The sequence below is a fragment of the Paenilisteria rustica genome (assembly GCF_013820765.1).
Classification (GTDB): domain Bacteria; phylum Bacillota; class Bacilli; order Lactobacillales; family Listeriaceae; genus Listeria_A; species Listeria_A rustica.
In genome coordinates this window covers 87,822-114,656 of sequence record NZ_JABJVM010000010.1, presented here as the reverse complement: position 1 = coordinate 114,656, position 26,835 = coordinate 87,822, and the positions used below count along the sequence as shown (strand labels likewise).

Annotated in this window: 24 protein-coding genes; 2 read left to right on the top strand and 22 right to left on the bottom strand. The window is 44.8% G+C overall.

Features of this window, described 5'->3' with window-relative positions; translation table 11 throughout:
- Positions 1-1,347 (bottom strand): copper amine oxidase, encoded by a 1,347-nt coding sequence (locus tag HPK16_RS10835; RefSeq protein WP_181676980.1) that lies wholly within the window; start codon positions 1,345-1,347, stop codon positions 1-3.
- Between the two features lie 185 nt (positions 1,348-1,532).
- Here HPK16_RS10835 and HPK16_RS10830 point away from each other — a divergent pair, with 185 nt between their 5' ends.
- Positions 1,533-2,105: an RNA polymerase sigma factor gene (locus tag HPK16_RS10830; RefSeq protein WP_181676979.1), complete on the top strand. Its 573-nt coding sequence runs from the start codon at positions 1,533-1,535 to the stop codon at positions 2,103-2,105.
- The gene (locus tag HPK16_RS10825) at positions 2,092-2,826 is read left to right on the top strand and encodes an anti-sigma factor (protein ID WP_181676978.1); all 735 of its coding nucleotides are present in this window, start codon (positions 2,092-2,094) and stop codon (positions 2,824-2,826) included. Before HPK16_RS10830 ends, HPK16_RS10825 begins: the two co-directional genes overlap by 14 nt.
- A 325-nt stretch (positions 2,827-3,151) precedes the next feature.
- Here HPK16_RS10825 and cysK read toward each other — a convergent pair whose 3' ends face one another.
- The 21 genes from cysK to pth all read right to left on the bottom strand — a co-directional run bounded on the left by cysK (position 3,152) and on the right by pth (position 26,618).
- A complete protein-coding gene (cysK, locus tag HPK16_RS10820) occupies positions 3,152-4,075 on the bottom strand; it encodes a cysteine synthase A (protein WP_181676977.1) in 924 nt (307 codons plus the stop codon).
- Between the two features lie 102 nt (positions 4,076-4,177).
- A complete protein-coding gene (hslO, locus tag HPK16_RS10815) occupies positions 4,178-5,062 on the bottom strand; it encodes an Hsp33 family molecular chaperone HslO (protein WP_181676976.1) in 885 nt (294 codons plus the stop codon).
- A complete protein-coding gene (locus HPK16_RS10810) occupies positions 5,055-5,849 on the bottom strand; it encodes a type III pantothenate kinase (RefSeq protein ID WP_181676975.1) in 795 nt (264 codons plus the stop codon). Before HPK16_RS10810 ends, hslO begins: the two co-directional genes overlap by 8 nt.
- A gap of 521 nt (positions 5,850-6,370) precedes the next feature.
- Positions 6,371-8,482 (bottom strand): ATP-dependent zinc metalloprotease FtsH, encoded by a 2,112-nt coding sequence (gene ftsH, locus HPK16_RS10805; protein WP_181676974.1) that lies wholly within the window; start codon positions 8,480-8,482, stop codon positions 6,371-6,373.
- A gap of 324 nt (positions 8,483-8,806) precedes the next feature.
- The gene (gene hpt / locus HPK16_RS10800; protein WP_181676973.1) at positions 8,807-10,747 is read right to left on the bottom strand and encodes a hypoxanthine phosphoribosyltransferase; all 1,941 of its coding nucleotides are present in this window, start codon (positions 10,745-10,747) and stop codon (positions 8,807-8,809) included.
- Between the two features lie 113 nt (positions 10,748-10,860).
- Positions 10,861-11,301 carry a S1 domain-containing RNA-binding protein gene (locus HPK16_RS10795; RefSeq protein ID WP_036067731.1) on the bottom strand — a complete coding sequence of 147 codons (441 nt, stop codon included), beginning with the start codon at positions 11,299-11,301 and terminating at the stop codon, positions 10,861-10,863.
- A 90-nt stretch (positions 11,302-11,391) separates the two neighbouring features.
- Positions 11,392-11,787: a septum formation initiator family protein gene (locus tag HPK16_RS10790; RefSeq protein WP_181676972.1), complete on the bottom strand. Its 396-nt coding sequence runs from the start codon at positions 11,785-11,787 to the stop codon at positions 11,392-11,394.
- A gap of 220 nt (positions 11,788-12,007) precedes the next feature.
- Positions 12,008-12,130 carry a hypothetical protein gene (locus HPK16_RS17015; protein ID WP_281368042.1) on the bottom strand — a complete coding sequence of 41 codons (123 nt, stop codon included), beginning with the start codon at positions 12,128-12,130 and terminating at the stop codon, positions 12,008-12,010.
- 67 nt (positions 12,131-12,197) lie between these two features.
- Positions 12,198-12,917 carry a DUF2238 domain-containing protein gene (locus HPK16_RS10785; protein ID WP_181676971.1) on the bottom strand — a complete coding sequence of 240 codons (720 nt, stop codon included), beginning with the start codon at positions 12,915-12,917 and terminating at the stop codon, positions 12,198-12,200.
- A gap of 85 nt (positions 12,918-13,002) precedes the next feature.
- Entirely contained in the window at positions 13,003-13,653 is a 651-nt protein-coding gene (locus tag HPK16_RS10780) for a response regulator (protein ID WP_181676970.1), read from the bottom strand.
- Positions 13,650-14,684: a sensor histidine kinase gene (locus HPK16_RS10775; protein ID WP_181676969.1), complete on the bottom strand. Its 1,035-nt coding sequence runs from the start codon at positions 14,682-14,684 to the stop codon at positions 13,650-13,652. Before HPK16_RS10775 ends, HPK16_RS10780 begins: the two co-directional genes overlap by 4 nt.
- Positions 14,685-14,690: 6 nt before the next feature.
- Positions 14,691-15,134, bottom strand: coding sequence for a GAF domain-containing protein (locus HPK16_RS10770; RefSeq protein ID WP_181676968.1), 444 nt, complete (start codon positions 15,132-15,134; stop codon positions 14,691-14,693).
- Between the two features lie 21 nt (positions 15,135-15,155).
- Positions 15,156-16,178 carry a uroporphyrinogen-III C-methyltransferase gene (cobA, locus tag HPK16_RS10765; protein WP_181676967.1) on the bottom strand — a complete coding sequence of 341 codons (1,023 nt, stop codon included), beginning with the start codon at positions 16,176-16,178 and terminating at the stop codon, positions 15,156-15,158.
- The gene (gene nirD, locus HPK16_RS10760) at positions 16,175-16,486 is read right to left on the bottom strand and encodes a nitrite reductase small subunit NirD (protein WP_181676966.1); all 312 of its coding nucleotides are present in this window, start codon (positions 16,484-16,486) and stop codon (positions 16,175-16,177) included. Before nirD ends, cobA begins: the two co-directional genes overlap by 4 nt.
- Positions 16,487-16,491: 5 nt before the next feature.
- Positions 16,492-18,891, bottom strand: a complete 2,400-nt coding sequence (gene nirB / locus HPK16_RS10755) for a nitrite reductase large subunit NirB (RefSeq protein WP_181676965.1) — start codon at positions 18,889-18,891, stop codon at positions 16,492-16,494.
- A gap of 114 nt (positions 18,892-19,005) precedes the next feature.
- Positions 19,006-19,437 (bottom strand): precorrin-2 dehydrogenase/sirohydrochlorin ferrochelatase family protein, encoded by a 432-nt coding sequence (locus HPK16_RS10750; protein WP_181676964.1) that lies wholly within the window; start codon positions 19,435-19,437, stop codon positions 19,006-19,008.
- On the bottom strand, positions 19,434-20,135 hold the full coding sequence (locus HPK16_RS10745; RefSeq protein ID WP_181676963.1) for a sirohydrochlorin chelatase: 702 nt from the start codon (positions 20,133-20,135) through the stop codon (positions 19,434-19,436). Before HPK16_RS10745 ends, HPK16_RS10750 begins: the two co-directional genes overlap by 4 nt.
- A gap of 69 nt (positions 20,136-20,204) precedes the next feature.
- Complete coding sequence (locus tag HPK16_RS10740) at positions 20,205-20,468, bottom strand: RNA-binding S4 domain-containing protein (RefSeq protein ID WP_277619741.1); 264 nt, start codon at positions 20,466-20,468, stop codon at positions 20,205-20,207.
- A gap of 158 nt (positions 20,469-20,626) precedes the next feature.
- Positions 20,627-22,198, bottom strand: coding sequence for a putative polysaccharide biosynthesis protein (locus HPK16_RS10735; protein ID WP_181676962.1), 1,572 nt, complete (start codon positions 22,196-22,198; stop codon positions 20,627-20,629).
- 39 nt (positions 22,199-22,237) lie between these two features.
- Positions 22,238-25,783, bottom strand: coding sequence for a transcription-repair coupling factor (gene mfd / locus HPK16_RS10730; protein WP_181676961.1), 3,546 nt, complete (start codon positions 25,781-25,783; stop codon positions 22,238-22,240).
- Positions 25,784-26,063: 280 nt separating this feature from the next.
- Positions 26,064-26,618 (bottom strand): aminoacyl-tRNA hydrolase, encoded by a 555-nt coding sequence (gene pth / locus HPK16_RS10725; RefSeq protein WP_181676960.1) that lies wholly within the window; start codon positions 26,616-26,618, stop codon positions 26,064-26,066.
- Positions 26,619-26,835: the final 217 nt, after the last annotated feature.

Genomic DNA, 26,835 nt, shown 5'->3' with positions numbered 1-26,835 from the left:
TTATTGGCGGTGTTGTTTCTTTTGTTGACGAAAAATGATAAATCCTGCTCCTGCTAAGATGATAGCGCTGAGGCTGATCCAAATAGCTAGGTTATTATTAGCTTGTTCGCCATCGCCCATCCCTGTATTAGGCATACTTGTCGGCATCGTGTCACTGAATTTGTCTGGAAATTGGGTAACGATTGCACCACCAAGGTTTTCGCCGATACCTGACATCAACTTATAACCTTCTCGGTAGGATGCATATGAACCTGAGTAATCACCAGAGACATATTTGTCGAACGTGTCGGTTACCGTTGTTTCATGCTGCGTTACTGCCGCGATGGCATCTTTGGCCGGAAGATTTCCGTCTGTTGCTGTTGCTAGAAAATTACCGAAGTCATTGGCAAATGTGTTGGTGAGTCTTGTTTTATCTTTTTGCTCGTTATCGGTATTTTTTGCTGCGGTCGCTGCGGCTAGGTCCGCTTGGGCATTGATATGGTTTGTAGTCCACAGTTTTTCGAATTGATTGCCTGCATCTGCGCCGTAAATCGATGTGAATGCGGCTTTAAATGCGGCTGTGTTCTGATCCTGTGCCCAGTTTACGTAATCGTAGTCTGGATCGCCGTCATAGCCTTTTTCCATGCTTAAAGTTGCTAGCGCGAAATGTTCGCTTCCGAGCATCGTCAGAGTTGAGCGTAAGTCAGCTGCGGCTGTATCTGGTTTTGTGTTATCGAATTTATCTGGATTTTGCGCTACAATTGCTCCTGAAATCGCTTTTCCAGCACCAAAAATTTGTTCGAAACCTGCTAAGTATGTTTTATAGGCGCCTTCGTAATCTTTTGCGACGTATTGATCGAATACCTGTTGAACGTCTGCCTCATGTTCGGCAAGTGCTTGTTTGGCGCCTGCTTCTGGTAATTTACCGCCTGTTGCTGTCGATAGGAAGGCCGCCATATCATTTACGAATTTATCTACTTCTTTTGTTGCTGCGTCTTGTGCGGCTTTGTCACCGTCTTTTACTGCTTGTGCGTAATCGTCTGTTGCTGCGTTATGTGGTGCGAAGATCGCTTCGAACTGTTTGCCGCCTTCTTCACCGTAAATGGATGCAATTGCGGGTTCCATGTCTTTCGCATTTTGATCTAATGCTTTGGCTGCTTCTGGTGCCGCTTTATTGCCATCATATGTTTTAATCATCGTGTCCACTGCTAATGCGTAGTGTTCCGATAGTAAGTAATCGAATGTCGCTCTCAAATCAGATGCAGGTGTATTGACTGTTGGTGCTGTTTCTGCCGCATATGCCCCCGTCGCTGGCGAAACTATTAATACCAAACCTAATACTGGCGCTAACCATTTTTTCATTTTCATTTTTCCCACTCCTTTTGATTTGTTTTACATACAGCTTACGAATGGGATTTGGAAATGGATCACTTTTTTTAAAATTATTTTATTTTCTGATCTAAAAAGGTTTTTCATTCGTTAGTTTCTATAGAAGGACTTTTTTCCAAAGAATGTGCTATTCTAGTATTACCTTGGAGAAAAGGGGGATGAAAATGTCTGAAAATGATGCTGCCTTATATGAATGTATTGGACAGGGTGATAAATCGGCGCTTGAGAAACTCTATGATCAGTATCACAAATTAGTGTTTTCTTTTGCGTACCGAATGACGGGGAATAAAGAGCTGGCGGAGGAAGTTGTGCAGGAGGTTTTCATGAAAATTTGGGTGAAGCCGGGTTTATATGATCCTTCGAAGGGGAAATTCGCATCGTGGTTGTTGACGGTGACGCGAAATCTCAGCATCGACCTCATGCGTAAACAAAAAGAAGTGCCTTATGAATTGCAAGAGGAACGGGAAAAATTAGCGGATGATGAACCGACACCGGACGAAATATTGGAATGGAAGGAGAAAAAAGAGACTTTGAAGCAAGCTATCGGGCATTTGAAGGAAAATCAGCAGGAAATGATTCACTTGTTTTATTTTAACGGCTATTCGCAGCAGAAAATTGCGGACCATTTTGGAATACCGCTTGGGACTGTGAAGGGACGGCTAAGGTTAGCGCTACAACATTTGCGAAGTGCGCTGGATGCTAATGGAGAGAGGAGGGATTTGGATGAGCGAGCGTGATTATAGTGCGCAGGTTTTGGATTATATTAATGGAGATTTGAGCGCGGATGAGCGTGTGGCTTTTGAGGCGGCGATGGAACGATTGCCAGAGCTTATGGCGGAAGTTCAGGAGCTTGAGGCTTTGATGGGTGACTTGCCTTACTTGTCTGAATCCGTTACTCCTCCTGAGGGCATGAAGGATCGGGTTTTGGGGAATGTTTTTGCGCAGGAGCAGGAGACAGTGGCGGACGAAACGCCGGACGTTGTGGAAATTGCGAATGTGGTGCCTAAGCGGAAACGGCGTTGGGTGATTCCTAGTTTGGTTGCAGCCTTGATTATTTCACTCGCGGGGAATTTCTACGTTATTGCGACGCGGGATCAGAATACGAAACAAGCGACGGAGGATACGGATATTACGAAAACTTCGAAACCGCTGCAAGCTTCGGACAATGTAACGGCGAGCGCGACTGCTTCGTTAATTCAGAAGGGTTCGCAAAATACGTTGGTGATTCAAGCTCAGGATTTGAGTCGTTTGAATGGTGCAGAGTGTTATCAAGTTTGGTTGTTGCTGGATGGGAAGCCAACGCGTGCTGGGACTTTCGTAGCGAATAACGATGGACATGGGGGTGTGATTCACTCCATACCTGAAAACGCGAAGTACGATACTGTCGCCATAACGATTGAACCTGATAATGATAGTGAAACTCCAAAAGGACCGATTATTTTGAGTACGAGTTTATAGAATATGCGAGGAGAGGTGCTGCGGTGCCTCTTTTTTGTTTGTCTGCTTTTAGGGCGTGTCTCAGAAACATTGACTGGTTATTTCGTGTGAGAGCCTCTGATGGTTTACATGCTCGCTTTGCTCTCATGCATATTGTGGCTCTAAATCGGCAGGGGATGCCTCCTAAGAACCGCAACAAAAAACCAACGCGTTGGTGGCACGTTGGTTCTTTCTTTCCATCACGAGGAAGTAATGGAAATCGACTTATTTGTTGTGGTCTTACAAGTAATATAATATCGTATCCTCGCGAAATTTTACTGTGTTTTTTGTTAGAAGTCTATGAGATTTATTCGAAATTGTATAGAGCTGTACTCAGATAGCGTTCACCGTTACTCGCGACAATGGCTAATACTTTTTTGCCTGTGCCTAGTTCTTTCGCCAAGTTTAGTGCTGCAAAAATGGTCGCGCCTGATGATATACCTACTAGGATGCCTTCTTTTTTAGCAACTTCGCGGGCGGTTTCTAGTGCATCTTCACTTGAAACTTTGAGAATTCCATCATATACTTTTGTGTCTAGTGTATCTGGAATAAAGCCGGCGCCAATTCCTTGGATTTTATGCGGGGACGGCGAATCGCCTGAAAGCACTGCGGATTCTTCTGGTTCTAGGGCGTAAATTTTAATGTCTGGATAGTTTTTCTTAAGTACGTGCCCTGCGCCTGATACAGTTCCGCCTGTTCCCACTCCTGCGATAAATGCGTCTAGACCGTCTTTACCGAACGCTTCGACAATTTCTGGGCCTGTTGTCCGCTCGTGAACGGCTGGATTGGCTGGATTATGGAATTGTTGCGGTACGAAATAGCCGTGCGCTTTTGCAAGTTCATCGGCTTTGGCAATAGCACCCTTCATACCGTCTGGGCCTGGGGTTAAAACTAGCTCTGCGCCATATGCTTGCAGTAACTTACGACGCTCTAAACTCATCGTTTCTGGCATAACAAAAATCGCGCGGTATCCTTTCGCCGCTGCAACCATCGCAAGTCCGATTCCTGTATTTCCGCTTGTCGGTTCAATGATTGTGTCGCCTTGTTTCAACGCGCCGGACTCTTCTGCATCTTCAATCATCGCATTAGCAATCCTGTCTTTCACACTGCCACCCGGATTTTGGAATTCCAATTTCACGTATACTTCCGCACTTCCCACTTCTGGTAAACGATTCAATTTCACGATAGGCGTTTGTCCGATTAAGTCTGTAATTGAGTTTGCAATTGTCATTTTCTCAACACTCCTTCTCTATTCTCTCCTCTACTTTAATCAATTCCGACCTACTTTGTCAAATTTAAAAGGCAACCTCTGATGGGCTGCCTCATCTGATACTTATTTCGCTTCTTCATAAAATGCTTCTAGTTCCGATTCTTCAAAGTGATATTTATTACGACAAAAATGGCATTCTGCTTCTGCGCCGTGATCTTCTTCAATCATTTGGCGTATTTCACTTTTTCCTAGCGAAACAATCGCGTTACCGAAACGGTCTTTAGAGCAATTGCATTCGAATGTGACCGGCATTTTTTCAAGGATTTGTAGGTTTTCCTCACCGCCTGCAAGTCTAGCCAAAATTTGTTCTGGCGTTTCTCCTGCTTCGATTAAACGGGAAATCGTTGGGCAATTTTTCAGGTTTTTTTCGATTTCGTCAATAATGGCATCGTCCGCACCAGGAAGTAGTTGAAGCATGAATCCTCCTGCAGCTTCGATGGTATCATCTGGATTCACGAGTACACCAACGCCAAGTGAGGAATTAATTTGCTCGGATGTGGCTAGGTAGTACGTGTAGTCCTCACCAATTTCACCAGAAACGATCGGAACCTGACCTGTAAAATTGGAGCGGAAACCGATATCTTTAACAACAGCTAGCATGCCCTCTGTTCCCACACCGCGACGAACGTCTAATTTGCCGAACTCGTTCAGCTCACTGAAATGAACGTGTGGATTTGTTACGTAGCCGCGAATCTGACCTTGCGTGTTGCTATCTGTGATGATTGGTCCAATTGGGCCGTTTCCTTCAATTTTTACGGTTACTTTTTGATCCTCTTTTTGCATTGCACCTAGGAATAGGGTGGCTGTCATGGATCTGCCAAGTGCCGCGGATGAGATGGACCACGTATCATGACGGCGTTGCGCCTCGCCCACCGCTTCTGTTGTTCTCGCAGCGTAGGCACGGACATTGCCGCCATACGCTAATGCTTTTACTAAATAATCACTCACTGTCATTAACTCCTTTATCGTTTGATTGATTTCGTTCATATAAAATTCGCAACCCTTTGAGTGTTAAAAATGGGTCTACGATATCCGTTATATCTGATTTCCCGCTGATAAGCCTTGCGAGCCCTCCTGTTGCAACGATGACTGGTTCGGTATTCGTCTGTTCTTTCATTGCTTTAACGATACCTTCAAATTGACCGATGAAACCGTAATAAATACCTGCTTGCATCGATGTGACGGTACTTTTGCCAATGACTTTAGGCGCCTCTGTGATATCTACACGTGGAAGTTTTGCCGCGCGATTGTAAAGGGCTTCCGTCGAAATCATGATGCCTGGTGCAATGGCTCCACCGTGATAGCGCGATTTTTCGTCGATATAGCAAAATGTTGTCGCCGTTCCAAAATCTACGATAATAGCAGGGGTTCCGTATTCTTCAATCGTTGCGACGGCATTAACAATTCGATCAGCACCGACTTCGCGCGGGTTATCAATTTGTAAATTCAGACCAGTTTTAATACCGGGACCGACAACAAGCGGCCTAATTTCGAAATATTTATAGCACATCGCTTCCATGGAATGCATAATTGGTGGAACAACCGATGAAATGATGATGCCCTCGATTGCCTTGGAAGAAATGCCACCGTATTGGAAAAAATCTAAGACCATCATGCCCAGTTCGTCTGATGTCCGGTGACGATCCGTTGTCATACGCCAATGCTTGCGTAGCTCCTTGCCTTCGTAGACACCGATTGTGATGTTCGTATTCCCAACATCGATAACTAAAATCATACCCGTCACCATCCTTATTTGTGATTTTTCTAGAGTATCATAACACGGATTCTGTGAAAAGCCGAGTAATTTGTCTTATTTTGACCAATGAGAACGAAAAGCTGAAGAAGCCCGTTAGACCCGAAAAAATTTGTTAGGGGTCGCAGTGAAAACCCGCTCTTGGTTTTTATGGAGGGCACGAAAATTTCGGGGGGCTGGCTTCTGAAGCTGGATCGAACGAAAAGCTGAAACGGCCCGTTATGTTGATGAGCTTACAAAGCGTAGTGTGCTTTGTTGTAGTGAATCAATAGGCAGTTGAGCAACGCGAAACTGACAACTATTTAGCTGTTAGGGACTCTTCTGGTTTCCTGTTTCTTATCCGTATACTATCAGTCGGATTCGGCATCCAAGACCCACTGATGGTTTACATGCTCACTACGTTCTCATGCATATTGAGGCTCTAACTCAGCACATGACGCTTCGTAAGTGCCTCAACAAAAAGACCAGCACACAACTATCATGTACTGGTCCGTATTCTTTACTTATTCACCTTTTTTATCGTCATTAGGCGTCTTCTCAGCATCAGGAGCTTCTTCAGTAACAACCTCTTTCGGTTCTTCTGATTTCGCTTCTTTCTCTGCTTTTTCTTCTTTATCTGCATAATCCCAAATCTTATCGTCTTTCGCTTCTTCAACAAGTTCTTTCTTCTCTTCTTCATAAGATTTTGGTTCGATATCATCTTTTTCAGAAGGGAATTCCGACATTTGTTCGTCAGCGTCCATTTCGGATGGTAAAACGCCATCGTCATATAGTGAACGGATTTGACGTGCATCTAATGTTTCAACTTCAAGCAATGTTTCCGCAATAAGCGTATGTTGCTCTCTGTGTTCTTCAATAATTGTCTTCGCACGGTCGTAACAGAAACGGATTAAGCTCTGTACTTCGGTATCAATTTCATAGGCAATTTTATCGGAATAGTTCTTGCTATTTCCAAAATCACGACCCATGAATACTTGATCGCCACCTCCTGATGAGAATTGAAGTGGGCCAATCTTGTCGCTCATACCCCATTCAGTTACCATCCGGCGCGCGATTTGTGTCGCACGTTCGAAGTCATTACTTGCGCCTGTTGTTACTTCTCCAAATTCAATTTCTTCGGCTACGCGTCCACCTAGTAAACCTGTAATACGGTCCATTAACTCGGCTTTCGTCATTAGGAAGCGATCTTCTTTTGGTAACATAACGGCATATCCGCCTGCTTGTCCACGTGGAACAATCGTTACTTTGTGGACTACTTCGGCTTCATCGAGCACCATTCCGACGATTACGTGACCACTTTCATGATACGCAACGGTACGGCGTTCTTTGATCGAAATAACACGGTTTTTCTTGGCTGGGCCGGCGATAACACGATCGCTCGCTTCATCCAAATCTTTCATATCGATTTGTTTCTTATCAGAACGGGCGGCAACAAGTGCTGCTTCATTCAGTAAGTTTTCTAAATCGGCACCTGAGAATCCTGGTGTACGTTGCGCAATTGCTTTTAAGTCAACACTTTTCGCAAGTGGCTTATTACGAGCATGTACGCGAAGTACTGCTTCACGGCCTTTAACATCGGGACGATCAACCATGATTTGACGGTCAAAACGGCCTGGACGTAGTAACGCGGGATCAAGTACGTCGGCACGGTTAGTTGCAGCGATGATAATGATTCCTTCGTTACCGCCGAAACCATCCATTTCTACAAGTAATTGGTTCAATGTTTGCTCACGTTCGTCATGTCCGCCGCCCATTCCTGCGCCACGTTGACGACCTACTGCATCAATTTCATCGATAAAGATAATACATGGAGCGTTTTTCTTCGCATTTTCGAAAAGATCGCGGACACGGCTTGCACCGACACCAACGAACATCTCAACGAAGTCCGAACCACTGATTGAGAAGAACGGTACGCCTGCTTCACCGGCTACTGCACGGGCAAGTAATGTTTTACCTGTACCTGGAGGACCTACAAGCAGGACCCCTTTAGGAATTCGTGCACCAAGTTCGGCAAATTTGCGTGGATCTTTCAAGAAGTCCACAACTTCCACTAATTCTTGTTTCTCTTCATCTGCACCAGCTACGTCAGTGAAGCGGACTTTATTCTTGTCGTCATTATAAAGTTTGGCCTTACTTTTACCAAAGTTCATAACTCGACCGCCACCGCCGCCACCTTGAGCTTGACTCATTAGGAAGAAGAACAGGATAAAGATGATAACAAAAGGAATGATAGAAGTGAAGAACGTAATCCAGCCACTATTTTGCTTTGCTGGAACAACATCTACTTTCACATCATTTTCTTTAGCTACTTTCGTGATTTGCGCTGTTAGTTCATCATTGGCAATAGCATACGTCGTAAATTTCGTTGTTGATTGGTCTTTCCCAACTTTGCTGTCCGTTTTCTCAGCTTTCTTCAGCTCCCCATTGATCACATACACACTGCGATCCGGTTGCATAGAGAATGATTTGATTTGATCGTCACCCATTTTCGTGATGAACTCATCATAGCTGATTTCTTTTGCAGACTCACTATTGTTATTAAAAGTGGCTACGATTCCTATGATGACAAGGAAAATGATAACGTAAAATATGGCGTTTCTAAAAAAGCGATTCATTCCTTACCTCCTCCCACGTAAGAGCATGGATTAAGTCTTTACAGTTAGGTTGTTTTGCATTCCCTTTTTGGCTGTAAAAACGGATCCGCCTTGTACTTCTCTCACGAAGACTTTCTATTAAAAAGCATGGTTTATTATTATTCCTCAAATAGGCATATTGAGCTAAAAACTAAGACTAATGATAGCATAACGATCTGCAATTTCCCAATGATTTGCATGTTGTTGGACACGTTTTTTTAACACAGGAAAATTTTAGCGCAGAATAGCTACCTTTGTGCCTTGTTTTCTATATGTTAACAAATTTAATTCATTTTGTGAACTAAATCAATCTGCATAAATTTCTGGTTTCAAAACACCAATGTACGGTAAGTTACGATATTTCTCTGCGAAGTCAAGGCCATAGCCAACGACGAATTCATTTGGAACAACAAAACCAACATAATCTGCGTCAATATCTACATTGCGTCCTTCTGGTTTATCAAGTAGCGTTACTAGTTTTACGGATTTGGCTTTGCGGTATTTTAGAAGATCTACTAAATAGCTAAGCGTGCGTCCGCTGTCGATAATATCTTCCAGAATTAGCACATCTCGCCCTTCCACCGATGTGTTCAAATCTTTGATGATTTTTACTTCGCCGGTTGAAACTGTGCCATTGCCGTAACTCGATACATCCATGAAATCCATTTCTAGATATGTATCTACTCTTTTTAGTAAATCGGTCATGAAAGGCGTCGCACCTTTTAATACACCGATAACTAGCGGGAAGCGACCGTCGTACTCTGCTGTCAGTTCTTTGCCCAGCTCAGCAATTTTCTCCTGGATTTCATTTTCGCTAATCAACACTTTCTGAATATCGTTGTGCATACTTTTGTTTCCTCCTAAATTACGATGATATCTTATAATATATTGCTTTGTTTCACGGTTTGGCTTCGTTTGGTGGACCGACGTCTGAACGCCTGGAATCCATAAAATTTCACCTGAATAATCTGTCACAATTGGCCACGTATCACGTTTGTGTTTCGGGATTTTGGCATCAATGAAGATAGATTTGAGCTTGCGTGTACCGCCTGTCGTTTTCATACGATCACCGTTCATACGACCTCGGATAATCAGCGGCAACTGGATCGCATCTTGATTCACAATCATACCATCTAATCCAGCCGTTTGCACAACTGAGCTTTTGGTCTTGATGCGAATTTCTGCGCCATCTGCTAGTGTCACGCGATCACCATCATATAATTGGTGATAAAAATCCTGCACTTTCTTGCCGGACTCACCATAAAAGAAGTCCAACTGGTCATACGCACGCCTCACAATCAGACTGTTTGGCAAGTGGATGACGCCTGACGGATTTGCTTCCCGATTCAGTCGTAAAATCTGGTCCACATGTCCTGCCGAAATAAGCGACATCGTGTCTTTATACAGATATTTTAATAGTAAATGAATTGTACGACGTTGTAAAGGTTGGGGCAGTTTACGCCACTCATTTAATGAAAGTTTCACGTCCGTTTCGCTATATTCAGTCATGTTTCGTAGAGCCTGTTCTGCCAACTCGTTTAAAAACAGGAAATCCTCGGTAGTTTCCTCCGAAAAACGCCGAAATTGTTCATCGACATGCGCATTTTCTTGTTTTAAAAAGGGCAGTAAAGCTTTGCGGTAGCGGTTGCGTGTATACGTATCTTCCTGATTGGTCGCATCCTCTAAATAAGGAACGTCCTGCGTCTCACATAGATTCACAATCTCATTCTTCGTTAGCGGTAAGAATGGCCGAATCACCATCCCCGTCGCAAAATCGCGTTTTGGCTGCATGCCGAGCCATCCCAAATCGGAACTTCCACGAACAAGCCGCATCAAAATTGTCTCCATCTGATCATCTGCATGGTGCGCTAGAACTAGCTTCTGACAATGATACTTGCGCAAAAGCCCTCTAAAAAAGGTGTACCGATACTTACGCGCCGTTTCTTCAATCCCTGTCTTCTCTTGCTCCGCTAACCGTCTAATATCCAGTTGCGTCGATTCAAATCGAATGCCGTAAGTCTCACAAACATCCGCGACAAGTTGCTCCTCATCTACTGATTCTGCGCGCAAACCATGATTGACATGCGCTACAACAATCGCCTCTTTTGGCACTATTCTCGTCTGGATCAGAAAATGAAGCAACGCCATAGAATCCGCGCCGCCAGAAACAGCAACGAGCAGCTGATCGCTTGGCTTGATAAGTTGATGCTTCGTTATAAACGCCATTACTTTTTCGCGAGCCATCATGTTCCCAACCTCTTTCTTGCATCCAAATCAGGCAAAAAAAGGAGTTGTACCTAAGCCAAGTAAATCAGACTTTAGTTGACTTTGAACAGCTCCTATAAATTCACTATTTATGATTAGCTACGTTTCGCGCCACGGCCGCCACGTTTAGACTCCGTTTGACGTTTTAAGGTAGATAAACGGTCTTCGCTATCTTTTAAGAATTTGGACATTTTATCTTCAAAATTCTCTGGACGTACTGGCTCTGCAGCCTTTTTGTTGTATTTCGGCTTGCGAGGTCCGCTACTATAACTTCTCTCTGGTCTTTCTGGACGCTCTGGTTGGTCAACTGCTTTACGAATTGATAAACCGATTTTGCCGTCATCGCCGACATTCATTATTTTCACAGTGACTTCATCGCCAACTGTTAAAATGTCATTGATATCCTTCACATAGTTATCTGCAACCTCACTAATGTGAACAAGACCTGTCTTGCCACCTTCTAACTCAACAAACGCCCCAAAATTAGTAATCCCGGTAATCTTCCCTTGTAACTTGTTGCCTACTTCAATCGACATAAAACAATGCTTCCTCCTTAGAATTTCACTCTACCCTTAATTATAGCTAATATAAAAAGAGTGTCAATTACACGAAACTTTTTTCGCAAATTAATTGGACGACTCTTTCTTTTTATCGTTTTCGTCAGGAATATTAAAAATGATTTCCCCCTTCTCAGAAAGGAAATACTCACTCCTAGCCAGTTTCGCGATGTAGTCATCATCATGTAATTTGTTAATCGTGCTCTTTAGTTCCTTCTGGTCTTGCGCTACTGCGAGTGCTTTCTTATCTAACTCTACTTTCTCTGTTTCCTTGGCGTGCAGCAAACTCACTTGTTGTGAATAGACATACACTAAACCACCACTGACCACCACAATCACTGCGGCAAGCATTAATAGCCTCCGAAATAGCGCGACTCTTCTGCGTGATCGTTGTTTCTTCATGATGGTTTCGTCTTGTACATAACGATTGTTCAGTCTTGTAACAGTACGTTGGTCTTTTTTCACACATCATCCCCCATTTCTTCAGTATTAATTAGCCACTAGCCCCAATTTAAAGACTAGCTGTGATGCGTCTTGAAAAAAATTGGTTCTTGTTTAAAATAATAACAATATTTCAGGCTTTTGTCCATTGGTATCCGTTATTTTGACGATCTTTTTTAAGCACATTTGTTCTATTTAGTTGCATAATTTATTTTTTTATGCTTTATGGTCTGGATATTTGTCCCTAGTCCACCTTTTTATTCTTCTTAAAAAGCATCACAACTACCAATGCGATACCCGCAATAAAGGCCAGTAGATTCCCGAATGCAATCACTGTAAACACCGTGTCTCCCGTTGAAAACACCATCGTTTCATCTCCTTTGTTTGAAAAAGGACTTGCAATAATAATTATTACAAGTCCTCGCGCTACGCTATTACTTTTTCACTGTTTTTTTGAATTCGAATTTTTCCATCCAACCTTTTTTGCGTTTCAGGTTGACGTACCCGATGATGGCAAATACTAAAGCTCCGAGGAAATCGACGAACAGGTCTTCCATCGTATCTGACACCGCGGCAGTTCCAGCAAGTTTCGTGCCGTCTTCTAGCATTGTTTTTTGCATGTTCATGCCTAACCATTTGTCGGATGAGAACTCGTAAAATTCCCAGATAACACCTAAAGTCACGGCGAAACATACCGCAAACAAGGCTACAAAAGCGGGGCTTAAATTCATCGTTGTGCGTTCATCCTCATTGAGAAAGGATATAACGGAAAATCCGAGCGCGCCAAGCATAGCGCCACTAAATGTGTGCAAAATCGTATCCCAATTCGGAATTAAGTAGTAGAAACTTTGAACTTCTCCAAGATAAATCGAGCAATACAAGAAAATAATAAAGACAAGATACATATTACCTGGAATTTCAAATTTAAATCGGCGTCCAAGAATCGACGGCAAGAACATCGCGACTAATCCTAAAATACACTGGCTAACCATCAAGGAATAATCGCTTCGTGTTGGCTCCCCAGCCGGAACACCGGTTTCTGGTGTCGTCATTACATTGTAAATCGAAAATACCAATGATATTAACAGTGATGCAAAGATAAATATCGCGATGATTTTCGTCCAATTCCACTTTCTGGTTTTTGTTTTCTTCAAATGAATTACACTCCCTTTTTCAAAACTATGTCATTTATTCATTATAATAACTTTTTTAGAAAAAAGGAAGTTTAAACCGCATGCGTTATAAATCGATGAGGTTTTTCTTGATGGCATATTTGACAATTTCGGCGCGGGTAGTAAGGTCGAGCTTGTTCATGATGTTTGCTTTATGTGTTTCGACGGTTTTCACAGAGATGCATAATTTATTGGCAATTTCTTTGTTGCCGTAACCAAGCGCGATTAAAGGTAGGACTTCTTGTTCACGATTGGATAGTTGGATATAGGAATCACTGACTTTTTCGCCGTTATTTTGCTGTAAAAATTGGCGTACGAGAGCCGTCGTTACTTTTGGATAGATATATGTTTCGCCTTGTTCTAAAGCTCGGATTGCATCTAATAATTCGTCGTCTTTGGCATTTTTCAAGATATAGCCAGCTGCGCCTAGTTGCAAGGCTCGGAACAAGTATTCTTCGTCGTCATGCATCGTCAAAATAAGGACTTTGGTAGCAGGAAAGTTCTCCTTGATTCTTTTTGTGGTGACTAGACCATTTTCGCCAGGTGGCATGCTCAGATCCATCAACACAACATCTGGCGTGTGTCGCTCGGTTTCGAGATAGGCCTCCAAACCGTCTGCGGCGTCTGCTACTACGGTCATGTCTTCTTGGGAGTTGATGACGAAAGACAGGCCGCTTCTGACTACGGCATGGTCGTCTACAACGAGTACTTTGATCATGTTGTTCTGCCTCCTTTTGGCTCGATTGGTATTCTGACAAGCACCTTTGTCCCTTGATTGGGCTCTGAACGAAGCTCGAATTCCCCGTGCAAAAGTTCCACGCGTTCTTTCATGTTTAGCAAGCCTAAACCGCTTCCTTCTGCGGTGAAATGATCTGGTGAAAAGCCGATGCCTTGGTCGTTAATTTCGAGTACGATCGTTTGCTTCGTTTTGAAAAGATAGACTTCGATTTCATCTACATCGGCGTATTTGGCTGCATTGGTAAGCGCTTCTTGGGTCACGCGGTACAGCATGGTTTCGACGCTTGCTGGGAATCGCGTGCCATATAGTTCGGAAACGAAGATGACATGAACACCCAAAAGTTGCTCATAACGTTTAAAATAGGCTTTTAGAGCAGCAAAAATGCCGAGATCATCAAGCGAGGATGGGCGTAATTCTACAGCCATATTGCGAATGTCCTCAAGCGTTGTCGCGAGCATCGAGTCCATTTCGGCAATGCTTGATTCGTAATCTTCTTTTTTAGTCATGTATTTGATTTTGCGAAGTTCGATTAGAGTGCTGAAAAGGCCTTGCGCCAAGCCATCGTGAAGCTCGCGGGACAGGCGTTTCCGTTCGTTTTCTTGCGCATTGATGACGTATTCAGTCATTGTTTTTTGCTTCAGGAGTTGTTCGGTTTGTTGTTGCTGCGTTAGATTTCGCAAAAGCAGTATGCTGATTCCAGCTGATTCATCGATGAGCGTGTAGCTCGCGCTGAACGGAATATTTTCGCCGTTTTTGACGTTTAAGAAAATTTGGAAGGCTTCGTTGTCGATTCGTTTTCGTAAGGAGCAGCCCAGACATGTTCGCTCTTCGAAAATCGACGTGTAACCGTTGCAATACGTGCAGAAATCGTCTAAATTCACTTCGTAACGATCAAGTAGCTGGTTTGCTGCTGGATTCGACGCGATGATTTCACTCTTATCTCGCAACAAAAAAACAGCGTCGCTCATCTGCTCGTAGGCTTTCATAAATAGTTCGGATGTTATTTCCATTTTGCATCATTCCTTTACGGCTAGTAAGCTTTGTTGCATCTTGTCCGCTATCATTTGAAAATCAGTTGCCATTGCATCTTTTATTTGCGTGACTTTGCGGTAGCCTCCTAGCATGACTCCGATAACCGCGCCACCTGACATGATTGGAACCGCGATAATGCTCGCTAAATTCTCGGTGAGTGCAATGGGGTATTCTTGAAGTGGTGCATCTCTATCCTGATTTAGATTTCCAGAAATCATTGGCCTCGCCGTTCGCCAAACGCTTCCTGCGATGCCTTTACCCACTTGGAGAACAATTTTTTGATAGCGGTTATTGCGGTTGCCAGCGACGTATTTCCAGCGTATTTCTTTTTGTCCATCTGCTGCAATCGCCGTGGCAATACCGACAAAATCCAACCCGAATTGGAGCCTAATATCGATTAGTTCGCTTGCTATATCTTGTTCTTTCATTGGTATGTCATTCCTCCTTAACTACCCTTCTAGAATAACATGTGGCGGTTCGTTTTGGAATATGTGAAAGGTTTCATTTATGCCTAATCGAGCTAATTCTTCTTGAAAAATTCGTGCTGATATTCCGTCGTGCAAAATGACGCCATCCCATTGTTGTTCGGATAAGACGCGTGTGGTGATGTCGTCGAATCGCGCGTCGCCGATTAGGAGCGCGTAAACGTGTGCGCCCTGTTCTGTGTAGTCGCAGATTTGGTCGAATAGCGGGGCTTTACCTGTTGCTAATAAATAACGTTTGCCAAATAGTGGTGTTTGTTCAAACCAAGAAATAGCGCTGCGTTCTTTGACAACATTTCCAATGAGGATCATGGCAGGATTCGCTATTGTTGTTTGCGCTAATTCAGATTCAATGGTCGCAATGGTTCCTGTGAGCACTTGTTGGCGGCCGAGCGTACCCCATTCGATGATGGCTATAGGAAGTTCCGTGAGCTCTGGTTGCTTGGTGATTTTTCCGCAAATACGCGGCAGGTTTTCGATTCCCATGTAAAATGCGAGCGTGCCTCCTCGCGCAAGAGTTGTCATATCGATTTCCGTGAGCGCGTTGTTTTTCTGATGACCAGTCGCAAAAGTCACGTGTCCGTTGTGGTCGCGATGTGTTAGGGGAATCCCCGCATAGATCGCGGCGGCGGAACTGGACGTGATGCCCGGAATGACTTGATAGGTGAAGCCTGCATCTGATATGGCCTTCATTTCTTCACCAACACGCCCAAAAATGGCTGGGTCACCACCTTTGAGACGGACCACTTTCTTGCCTTGTGCGGCGTTCGCGACGATAGCTGCATTGATTTGATCTTGGCGCATAATGTGATGCCTTGGTAGTTTGCCGCAGTATAAGAATTCCGCGTCTTTTTTCGCTAAGTGAAGCAGTATCGGGTTGACGAGTCGGTCATAAATAATGACGTCCGCTGTTTCTAGATGGCGCCGGCCTTTTAATGTCAGGAGTCCTGGATCGCCTGGGCCTGCGCCGACGAGGTAGACGTTTGTCATGGATTCGTTACCAAATAGATTTTACCGTTTTCGACGCTGGTTTCGTAAGTCTTGACGCAACCTTCATCAGGTGCCGCAACCTGTCCTGTTTCTAGCGATATTTTATAATCATGAAGTGGACAGAAAACATCGGTTCCAGATACGGTGCCTTCTGCTAGCGGGCCATTTTTGTGTGGACAGCGGTTTTCGATAGCCTTCACGTTGTCGTCTGATAGTCGGAATAACGCGATTTGGGCGCCATCCATCAAGACCTCACGACCAATGAGCGGCGTCAAATTTTCTAAGTCTGCTACATATTTTTTATCCATCGCGGTCACACTCTTTCTACGTGGTATAGTTTTTGTTTTTCTTCGTCTTGCAAAACTTGTTTCCATGGATCGTCACGTCCTGCGAGTGCCTCATCTAACGCGGCTTTTAGTTTCGCTTGTTCGACCGAATCTAGAATGATATCGCGGACGTGTTCCATACCCATTCGTTCAAGCCACGGCGCGGTTCGTTCCATGTAGACGCCGGTTTCGCGGTAATATTGGACGAAGGCGCTGCAAATGTCGAGTACTTCTTGCTCTGTCGCAACAGTGGTTAGGAGCTGGGCTTCTTTGACCTCTGTGCCGCCGTTTCCGCCAATGTATATTTGGTAGCCGTTCTCGACGCAGATAATACCGTAGTCTTTGATACCAGATTCGACGCAGCTTCTTGGACAACCAGAGACGCCCATTTTGAATTTATGTGGTGTATCGACGAACTCAAATTGACGTTCTAAAGCTTCGCCAAGTGCGAGTGCATCTTGGGTGCCAAAACGGCAGAATTTCGAGCCGACGCATGATTTGACGGTACGCAATGTTTTTCCGTACGCAAAACCGGAGCGCATGTCGAGTTCTTCCCAGATTTTCGGTAGGTCTTCTTTTTTGACGCCGTATAAGCCGATGCGTTGTCCGCCGGTTAATTTTAGTAAAGGAACGTCGTATTTTTCGGCGACTTTGGCGATTTTGATGAGTTGTTGTGGATCCGTCTGGCCTGCGTACATCCGCGGAATGACGGAATAGGTGCCATCGTTTTGGATGTTGGCGTGTAGTCGTTCGTTGACGTAGCGGCTTTCTGGTTCGTCTGCGTGCGTTTGCGGCCAGATCATGTTGAGGTAGTAATTGAGCGCTGGGCGGCATTTCGAGCAGCCTTCTGGGTTACGGAACGCTAGGACGTGACGGACTTCTTTTGCTGTTTGGAGTTGTTTGGAACGGATTTGGATGATAAGTTGATCGCGTGTATAGTCGGTACATCCACAAATCCCTGCTGGTGCTGCACTCACGAAATCGTCGCCAAGTGTATGTTCTAGGATGTCGCCGATGATTGGTTTACATTTCCCACAAGATCCGCCGGCTTTCGTATGCGCCGTAACTTCGCCGATTGTTGTGAGATTTTTGTCCGTGATAGCGCGCCTAATATCGCCTTTTGAGACCCCGTTACAACCACATACAGATTCGTCATCAGGCATTTCAGCAACGCTCGCACTTTCGGATTCGCCTGATTTGTGGAGCAGCGAAACAAGTGTGAAGTCAGTGAGTTCTTCTTCTTTTTTGAGTAGGTTGTAGAGACGGTTACCTTCTGTTGTGTCGCCGTAAAGTACGACGCCGACTAGTTTTCCATCGCGCATGAAGATTTTTTTATATTTGTTTTCGATACTGTTAAAAATCGTGACACCTTTGATTTCGGCGTTTTCTTTGATGTTGCCTGCTGAGAAAAGATCGCAACCAGAGACTTTGAGTTGGGTGAACATCTTGCTGCCGCGGTATCCTTTCGTTTCGATGTCGCATAGATAGTCTGCGAGAACCTTGCCTTGTTCGTAAAGTGGCGCCACCAGACCGTATGCGATGCCATTATGTTCGGCACATTCTCCAACGGCAAAAATGGCCGGGTCAGCGGTTGTCATGAAATCATCGACTACGATACCGCGTCCTGTTGGAAGGTTCGCATGTTGCGCTAACTCAATTTCAGGCTTGATTCCGATTGCCATGACAACAAGGTCGGTTTCGATTTGTGTGCCATCCTTAAATGCAAGTCCGGTCACGCGTGATTTCCCTAGAATTTTGGAGGTAGCTTTTTGCATGAGGAATTTCATACCTTGCGCTTCAAGATCTGCTTTTAAAAGTTCGCCTGCTTTGGCGTCGAGCTGGGTTTCCATCAGCCAATCTGCCAGGTGGATAACGGTAACATCCATGCCTTGATCGAGGAGTCCGCGTGCCGCTTCCAAGCCAAGTAGACCACCGCCAATGACGGTAGCTCGTTCGTATTTTTTTGAGATTTCGATCATTTTTTCTGTATCCGCGATTGTGCGGAATCCGAGTACACCTTCAAGATCTGCGCCTGGAATTGGCAGGATGAAAGCTCTTGACCCTGTCGCTAAAATGAGACGATCGTATGTGATATTACGCTTTGTTGTCGTAACGGTGTTGGTTTGCCTGTCGATTAATAGGGCTTGTTCATCTGTATGTAGCGTGATGTTGTTGGCTTCGTACCATGTTTCGTCGTTTAGGATAATTTCAGATGATGTCATTTTATTTTGTAGAATATTTGACAGCATGATGCGATTGTAGTTTGGATGCGGTTCGTCGCCGATGATTGTGATGTCGTATTTTTCTGGATCGCGCTCTAGTATTTCTTCGATTGTGCGTACGCCAGCCATCCCGTTGCCGATCATGAGCAGTTTTTGTTTTGGCATGTGTTTTCCCTCCCGTTAATTGTGAATATATGAACAATTAATTGTAAAATTAGATAACTCAATTATACAGGGTTAGGTGCGTTTGGGGTATGGGGGAAAACACTGAAAAAGCGCTTAGTTGTCAGCGCTCTGTCGTATTTTTTGAAGGATTTCTTTTGCTCGTGTTGGATTGTTTCCGTTTGTCGAAATCGCAATGAGGTGGTCTTCTTGTTGTAGCGTCGCCATATTGAAAAAATCGGACCTTGATTTGTCGGTGCAGTCGTTGATTAGTTGTTGTGGGGAGGCGTCTTGGATGATTTGAGCGTTTACCTGGGAATCGTTTGTACAACAGAAAATGAGGAAAGCTTTACTTAGATGTTGCGCTTGGTAGTTTGCTTGGATTCGGTGGACGGACATTTGGTGTAGTTCTTCTGTGAATGTTGGTGCGACAACTGTGATGTTCGCGCCAGTTGTAAGTAATCCTCGTGCCTTTCTTGTTGCAATTTTGCCGCCGCCGATGATGGTGACATTTTTATCCGTTAATTGCAGGAGAACTGGGTAGCTCATGATGTAGCCTCCTCGATTTTTCGTAAGACCCCAGTTGCGAGATTGGAATCTAATTCGAGGCAGCTGGTTTCGCGCCAATTCGGGCTGATTTCATTGATTCCTGCGCGGATTTTGTCGACAAGCTGACCAGTGAAAAGGAAATAGGGCATCCAGTAGACGTTTCCGGTTAACTTCGCGGCGACTTGTTTGTAGTTTGGTTCGCCGTGGAGCATGCCTAGCGCTACTTTGCGACCTAGTTGAGTGCTTAGTTCTGTGATGACGCCTTGCATTTGAATTCTCGGCTCGTCATAGGATGCACTTCCATGAGCGATGACTAGGATGGTTGCGCCTGATTCGGGTTTAGCATCACGGATTCGAGCTGCTGCTGTAGCGATTGTTTCAGGTTCGGCGCCAAACGTGTCTGCAATTCGAAACGTCACATTTGGGTGCCTGGATTTCAAGCTGACAACGTGTTCCGGAATATCTTTCGTGGCGTGCATCGCCGGGAATAGGAGCATGGGCACGACTGTAATCTCGGTTGCCCCCTCCTGAATCATTGCCTCACCAACCAGTGGCATTGTTTCGTCTTCTTTTTCTAGAAAAGCGATTTTTTGGCACGGTTCAGGTCTTTTTTGAATGATTTTTGCTACGAAAGCACGGAATTCGCGGTTTTTTTCTGGCAAGCGGCTTCCATGGGCAACGTACATGATGGCTTTCATTGATTTTCCTCCTTGACATGTGAAAAAAGAGCCTGAAACCAGTCGCGCGTCTCAAGCTCATATTTTCATTTATTCTTCGTCTTTGCGCTCTTCTTTTAAAATCGTGTACATCTCTGTCGCGACTTCTTTGCGCGCATTTTCTTCTAAACGATCGATGCGTGCTGTCACAGTTTTTTGTCCGAATTTGATAACAAGTTCGTCTTCTACTTTGACATTCGTACCCGGTTTTGCGACAACGCCGTTCACCGAGATGCGCCCTTTTTCAGCGACTTCTTTTGCAACGGTACGCCGCTTGATTAGTCGGGATACTTTTAAAAATTTATCTAAACGCATTGTTACTGCCATTGTTCATCCATCCTTTGCTCGTAAAATTTATCTTTATCTTCGCATGATTGATGTGAAATTGCAACTATCTTAAATGTTTTCCCCTAAACACGATGCAACGCTAACCGAGCGCTTGCCGCCGGTTTTTCGGATTGAGCCACCAAACACTACCTCTTGTGGATTTTGTTGGCGAGCCACATCAGCTTTGAACCAAATGGCATGTAGACGAGGTCGCGGGTGGTGAGTAATCGGAATTTGATGATGCAGTAGAAAAAGATGGTTCCTCCGATTAGGGCACCAAATAAGGCTTGGATCGCGCTTCCCAAGCGACTCGTAAGTGGCCAGAATGCTTCCCACATGACGGGGACGATGACCATTGCTGCGAACGCGATGAGTGCCCAACCGATCATGTTTTTACGGATGAACGGGATTGGGAGCTGGCGTTTTAGCAGGATGTAGCAAACGAGAAGTGTTGCGCCTAACCCGATGACGGTGGACCACGAAGCGCCGTATGTGGCGAAGCGCGGTACGAGGATAGCGTTCGCGATGAGCTTGATGATGAGTCCGACGCAGACTGCGACGGCGGGCCCAGCCATATTGCCGAATCCTTGAAGAATGCTGCTCGTGGTGACGATGAGCGAGCTTAGGAACAGGGATAGGATGAAGACTTGGAGCACGCCAGTTCCGGCCGCTGTTTCGAATAGCATCTGGTTTGTTGGACGCATGATTGCGATTAAGCCGAGTGTTGCTGCGCCTGAAAGTAAGATGGTGAGCTTGATGATGAGCAGGACGGAGCGTCGTAATTCTTTTGTTTCACCGCGTGCTTTTGAGGACGTAATCATTGGCACGATGGCGAGCGCGAGACCCATGCACAGTACTAAGCCTAACTGCAAAAGTGGCTGTCCGCGATCGTAGACTCCTTTCAATTCTTTTGCCGCCGTGTCATTGATTCCTGAATCCACCATCAAGCTATAAACTTGGAAAGAATCTAGCAGTTGGAACAAAATCAGCATGGCACTCGTTGTACAGACCGCAATACTCTGCGCTAAGAAACGTTTGACGAACTTCACGCTGGCCCATTTTTTTGAAAAGGTAATCTGTTCCGGTTTATGGCGCCAGTAAAAATAAAAGAGTGTCCCGAGCGCGCCAAAACCACCAACAACTGCACCGCTCATTGCAACGGCGCCAGTCATGTAAAGATTCCAACCAAGTGCGACGGAACCTGTTGCTCCGGCGATAATAATGACAACTCGCACTAATTGTTCAATCGTTTGCGAAACCGCAGTCGGGATCATCTGCTCATGTCCTTGGAAAAAACCACGAAAAATTGCCAGAAACGGCATTAATAAAAAGGCGAAACTGATGACGCGAATGAGAATAGTCAAATGGAGATCACCCATGACACTGGCGATCATCTCAGCTCCAAAGAAAATAATAAGGAAGAAAAATATACCGACACCAATCATGACTTGTAGTGCTGACTGGAAAATATCCTTTCGTTTAGCCTCATCGTTTTCCTCGGCAATCATTCGTGAAACAATGATTGGAAATCCGGCCAAAGCTAGCGTCATCGCAATTCCGTAGATCGGATATACTTGTTGAAATATGTACAGACCAATATCCCCAACCATATTTTGGAAAGGGATACGGTATACCGCGCTAAGTATTTTAGAAAGCAGTGACGCAAGGGTTAGCCAAACTGCGCCTTTCATTAAGTTCTTAATTGTCGTCTGAGCCATTTGTACGCCACCGCCTCGTCTATAATTTTAGATAGGAATTTACTCTGCTTTCGATTCTGCGACTTCTTTTTTCGCTTCTGAAAGTTTGTCCGTCAATGTTTTCAGTTCGAATAGCCATTCTTGAAGCGGCTTCGTGCCAACGTTCACCGTAATTCTAAGTTGCTGACCATCCATGCCAACGCCAATCTGACGACCATATTCACCGATAACTTGCATCACCATGTCACCGCGCATATTTTGCGTACCCTCGTCAGAAAATTGAATCGTAATCTTCGTCGCATCTTGTTTTATCGACTCAATACCAACTCGCATCGCATAGACTTTCAGCTCCGTAATCGTGAATAAATATTCCACTTGCTCTGGATATTCGCCGAACCGATCCATCATGTCCGAACGCAATTCCTCCAAGTCATCCATATCAAGCACCGTCCGGAAACGTTTGTACATCTCGATTTTTTGTCGACCATCCTGGATATAATGCTCCGGAATGTACGCATCCACCGTGATATCAATCTCCACCGGCACAATTTTTTCATGGTCCTCTTTAGGCTGACGCGCCGCAATCGCTTCTTGCAACATTTGCGAATACAAATCAAATCCAACCGAGTCAATAAAGCCATGTTGTTGCGATCCTAAAATATTACCGGCGCCACGAATCGACAAGTCACGCATCGCAATTTTGAACCCAGAACCAAGCTCCGTAAATTCTTTAATGGCCTGCAATCTTTTTTCAGCCTCTTCACGCAAAATTTTATCCTTCTGATACATGAAATAGGCATAGGCAATCCGGTTCCAACGGCCAACACGACCACGCAACTGATACAGCTGAGAAAGTCCCATATGGTCCGCGTTTTGAACGAATAACGTATTCACATTCGGAATATCAACACCCGTTTCAATGATCGTCGTCGTCACCAAGACATCATATTCGCCCTCAAGGAAACTCAAAATCACAGACTCAAGCTCCGTTTCCGTCATCTGACCATGCGCCACAGCAACTCGCGCATCAGGAACGAGCATCTTAATCTCATCCGCCTTTTGTAAAATCGAATCTACCCGGTTATGCAGGAAGAAAACTTGACCGTCACGTGCCAATTCCCGCTCAATCGCTTCCCGAATCAACACGTTATTCTGCTCCACCACATAGGTTTGCACTGGAAAACGGTTCGCAGGAGGCGTCTCAATGACCGACAAATCACGCACACCGAGCATCGACATATGGAGCGTCCGCGGAATCGGCGTCGCCGTCAGCGTCAACACATCAATTTTCGACCGGATATGCTTAATCTTCTCCTTATGCGTCACGCCAAACCGCTGCTCCTCATCGATGACAAGGAATCCCAAATCATGGTATTCCACATCCTTCGAAAGCAGGCGATGCGTCCCGACCACAATGTCCACGTGACCCGACTTCAACCCTTTTAGCGTCTCGTTCTGCTGTTTACGCGTCCGGAAACGGCTCAACAACCCGACCTCAATCGGGAATCCTTGGAACCGCTCCTTCATCGTTTCATAATGTTGCTGCGCCAGAATCGTTGTCGGCACAAGGAACGCTACCTGTTTCCCGTCCATCATTGCCTTAAACGCCGCACGCAGCGCAACCTCCGTTTTCCCATAACCAACGTCCCCGACAAGCAAGCGATCCATTGGCCGTTCGCGTTCCATATCCTTCTTGATTTCCATAATCGAACGCAGCTGATCCTCCGTCGCCTGGTACGGAAACGCATCTTCAAATTCACGCATCATTTCGCCGTCAGGGCTATAGCCATAACCACGCTCCGCCTCACGTTCGGCGTACAATTTAATCAAATCATCCGCAATATCTTGCACAGAAGCCTGAACCCGCGTCTTCACACGTTTCCACTCCGCGCCACCAAGCTTGTTCAACTTCGGCGCCTTGCCTTCTGAACCAACATATTTTTGCACGAGCTCCAGCTGCTCCACCGGGATAAATAGCTTATCATCGCCTTGGTACATCAACAACAAGTAATCCTTATGCACACCGTTAATATCCAGCGTTTCCATCCCAACATAGCGCGCAATCCCATGATTCACGTGAACTACATAATCGCCAACCTTCAGCTCCGAATAACTCTGAATCCGCTCCGCATTCGACAATTTCTGCCGCTTCTTCGGCTTCTGCTGCTTCTTATTATTAAACAGTTCCGTCTCACTAATAAAAACAACCTTGGCGAGAGGCAACTCAAACCCATTTTGCAAACTACCGAGCACAAATTGCGTCTGGCCAAACTTCGGAACCTCCGACTCGTCCTTTAAAATCACGCTTTCCATCTCATAATCCGCCAACGTCTGCTTCATTTTCTCAGCACGCTCAATCGTCGGCGCCAAAATCACAACCGCATAATTATTTTTCGACCAACTATCCATCTCCGTTTTCAAAACACTCATCTGGCCATGGAATTGCTGCATTTGCTTATAAACAATGTTCGTCATCTTCGCAATCCGCACACTGCTCGGCGTTTTTTGGAACAACGACAAATAAATCCGTGACAAGCGATCCGTTTCCAAAAGTGCTCGGAAATTGTGACTCATCTTCGTGTCACGAATCGTCTCCAACCGTTCCAACGTCTCCGTTTGCCACTCCGCTTCCTCTTTTTCTAAACGCTCATCCGTCTCCTGAATCCGCGCAAATTCATCAAATAACAAAATCGAGTTTTGCGGCACATAGTCCAGTAACGAAGCTGGATCCGGATAACACATCCCAATATATTTGAAAAACATATCCGGTTTTTGGCCGTCACGAAGCAACTCCAAATCCTCTTCCAAGTTTTCCACCAATTGCTGCTTATCTTTTTCGCCCGCCATCTGTTTCAACGTCTGCGCTAGTTTTTTCTCAATCCGCGTTACCAAATCCGGGAAAAACGCCGGCTCAAGCAAAATCTCCGTCGCAGGCACCAAGCGGAATTCCTCCACCGTCTCAATCGACCGCTGCGAATCAACGTCAAAGAAGCGCAACGACTCCACTTCCGTATCAAATAACTCCATCCGAATCGGGTGCTCCTCCGTAATCGGATAAATATCAATAATCCCGCCACGAATACTAAACTCGCCCGGCGTGTTGACCATATCACTTCTCGAATAACCCATCGTTATGAGCTGGCTCTGCAACACCTCAGGCTCAATTTCCGAGCCTTGAATCAGCGAAATATTATACTTCTCCCAAATCGAAACCGGCGGCAAAATTTTGCGCATCCCAGAAACAGGCACAATCACAATCCCCGGTTTTCTAGACAGCAGAAATTGTAGTACCTCCACACGCTGCCCCCGAAGTTCTGGACTTGAAATACTAAGTTCCGACGAAATCAACTCATCGGCCGGATATAAGTAAAGACGATCACTGTCCACCAAAGTCGACAAATCATCGTATAATTTCTGAGCATGATATAAATTATGCGTTACAAAAATAACCGGTCGCTGCGTCCCGCCCTCCATAACACTGGCAAATAACGCACGACTCGAACCCGAAAGCCCCGTTACTAATTGCGATTTCCCCTTTTCATCCAATTCTTTTATAACGCCACGAATATCTTTTTGTTCATAGACAAGCTGTTGCAATCCTTTCACACTAAAAGGCCTCCTTTTTCTCTTGATATGTTTCCTATCCATAATAAATCGGCGGCAAGCGTTCGCATTTCATCTGTCTGGTGGACTTCCGGTTCTCATGTACAGTCGTACATTCCGCTTCCGGCTTCCACCAAACAGATGAAATACAAACGCTTTCGCTCGATTTGTTTAAAGCATAATCTTAGCCTTACCAAAAAAACATTATTCTTTCAAGCTAAAAGGCCTCCTTTTTTGAATATTCCATCTAAATTTCTCGCCGAAATAATCCGGCAACTAGTCACTAGTTAAATTGATTCATAACTTCTGCAAAACCTTTATTTGACCAAGCTTCCACGGCATCTGCACTCTTCTTAATCGCATCGATAATATCCGCTTGCTCCGACTTTGGGAAATCCCCAAGCACGTAATTAATAATATCACCGTTTGCAGGTCGATCCACGCCAACACGAATCCTGTTGAAATCCTGCGTTTTCAGATGCTGAATCAGTGACTTCATCCCATTATGACCACCCGCGCTACCCTTTTGTCTAAGTCTAATTTTCCCAGTAGGCAAGTCCAGATCATCATACACAATCATCACATCATCGACTGAAATATCATAATAATCCATTAATGGACGCACACATTCCCCTGAAAGATTCATAAAAGTTAACGGTTTCACGAGCAACATTTTCTCGCCATTTACAACGATACTACTCGTCATCCCATTAAATTTCGACTTCTTCCAAGGCGTTTGATATCTAAAACTAAGCTCATCGACGACCATAAAGCCGACATTATGCCTAGTACGCTCATATTTTTTACCCGGATTTCCGAGTCCAACAATCATTTTCATAACGACTCTCCTCAATGAATTAAACCACTTCACTAATGAAATGGTTGTTTACGACTATGCGTTTGTTTGATTATACCACGGTTCGCCGCTGTAAGAAAGGGATGTCTTTTAGCAGAACAAAAATGAACACTTTCCCTTGCAAATTATATTCTACATTGGTTATACCTCGTTCAGTAAAGCATCCAAAGAGCGATCCCCCTGAAATTTATTAAATCAA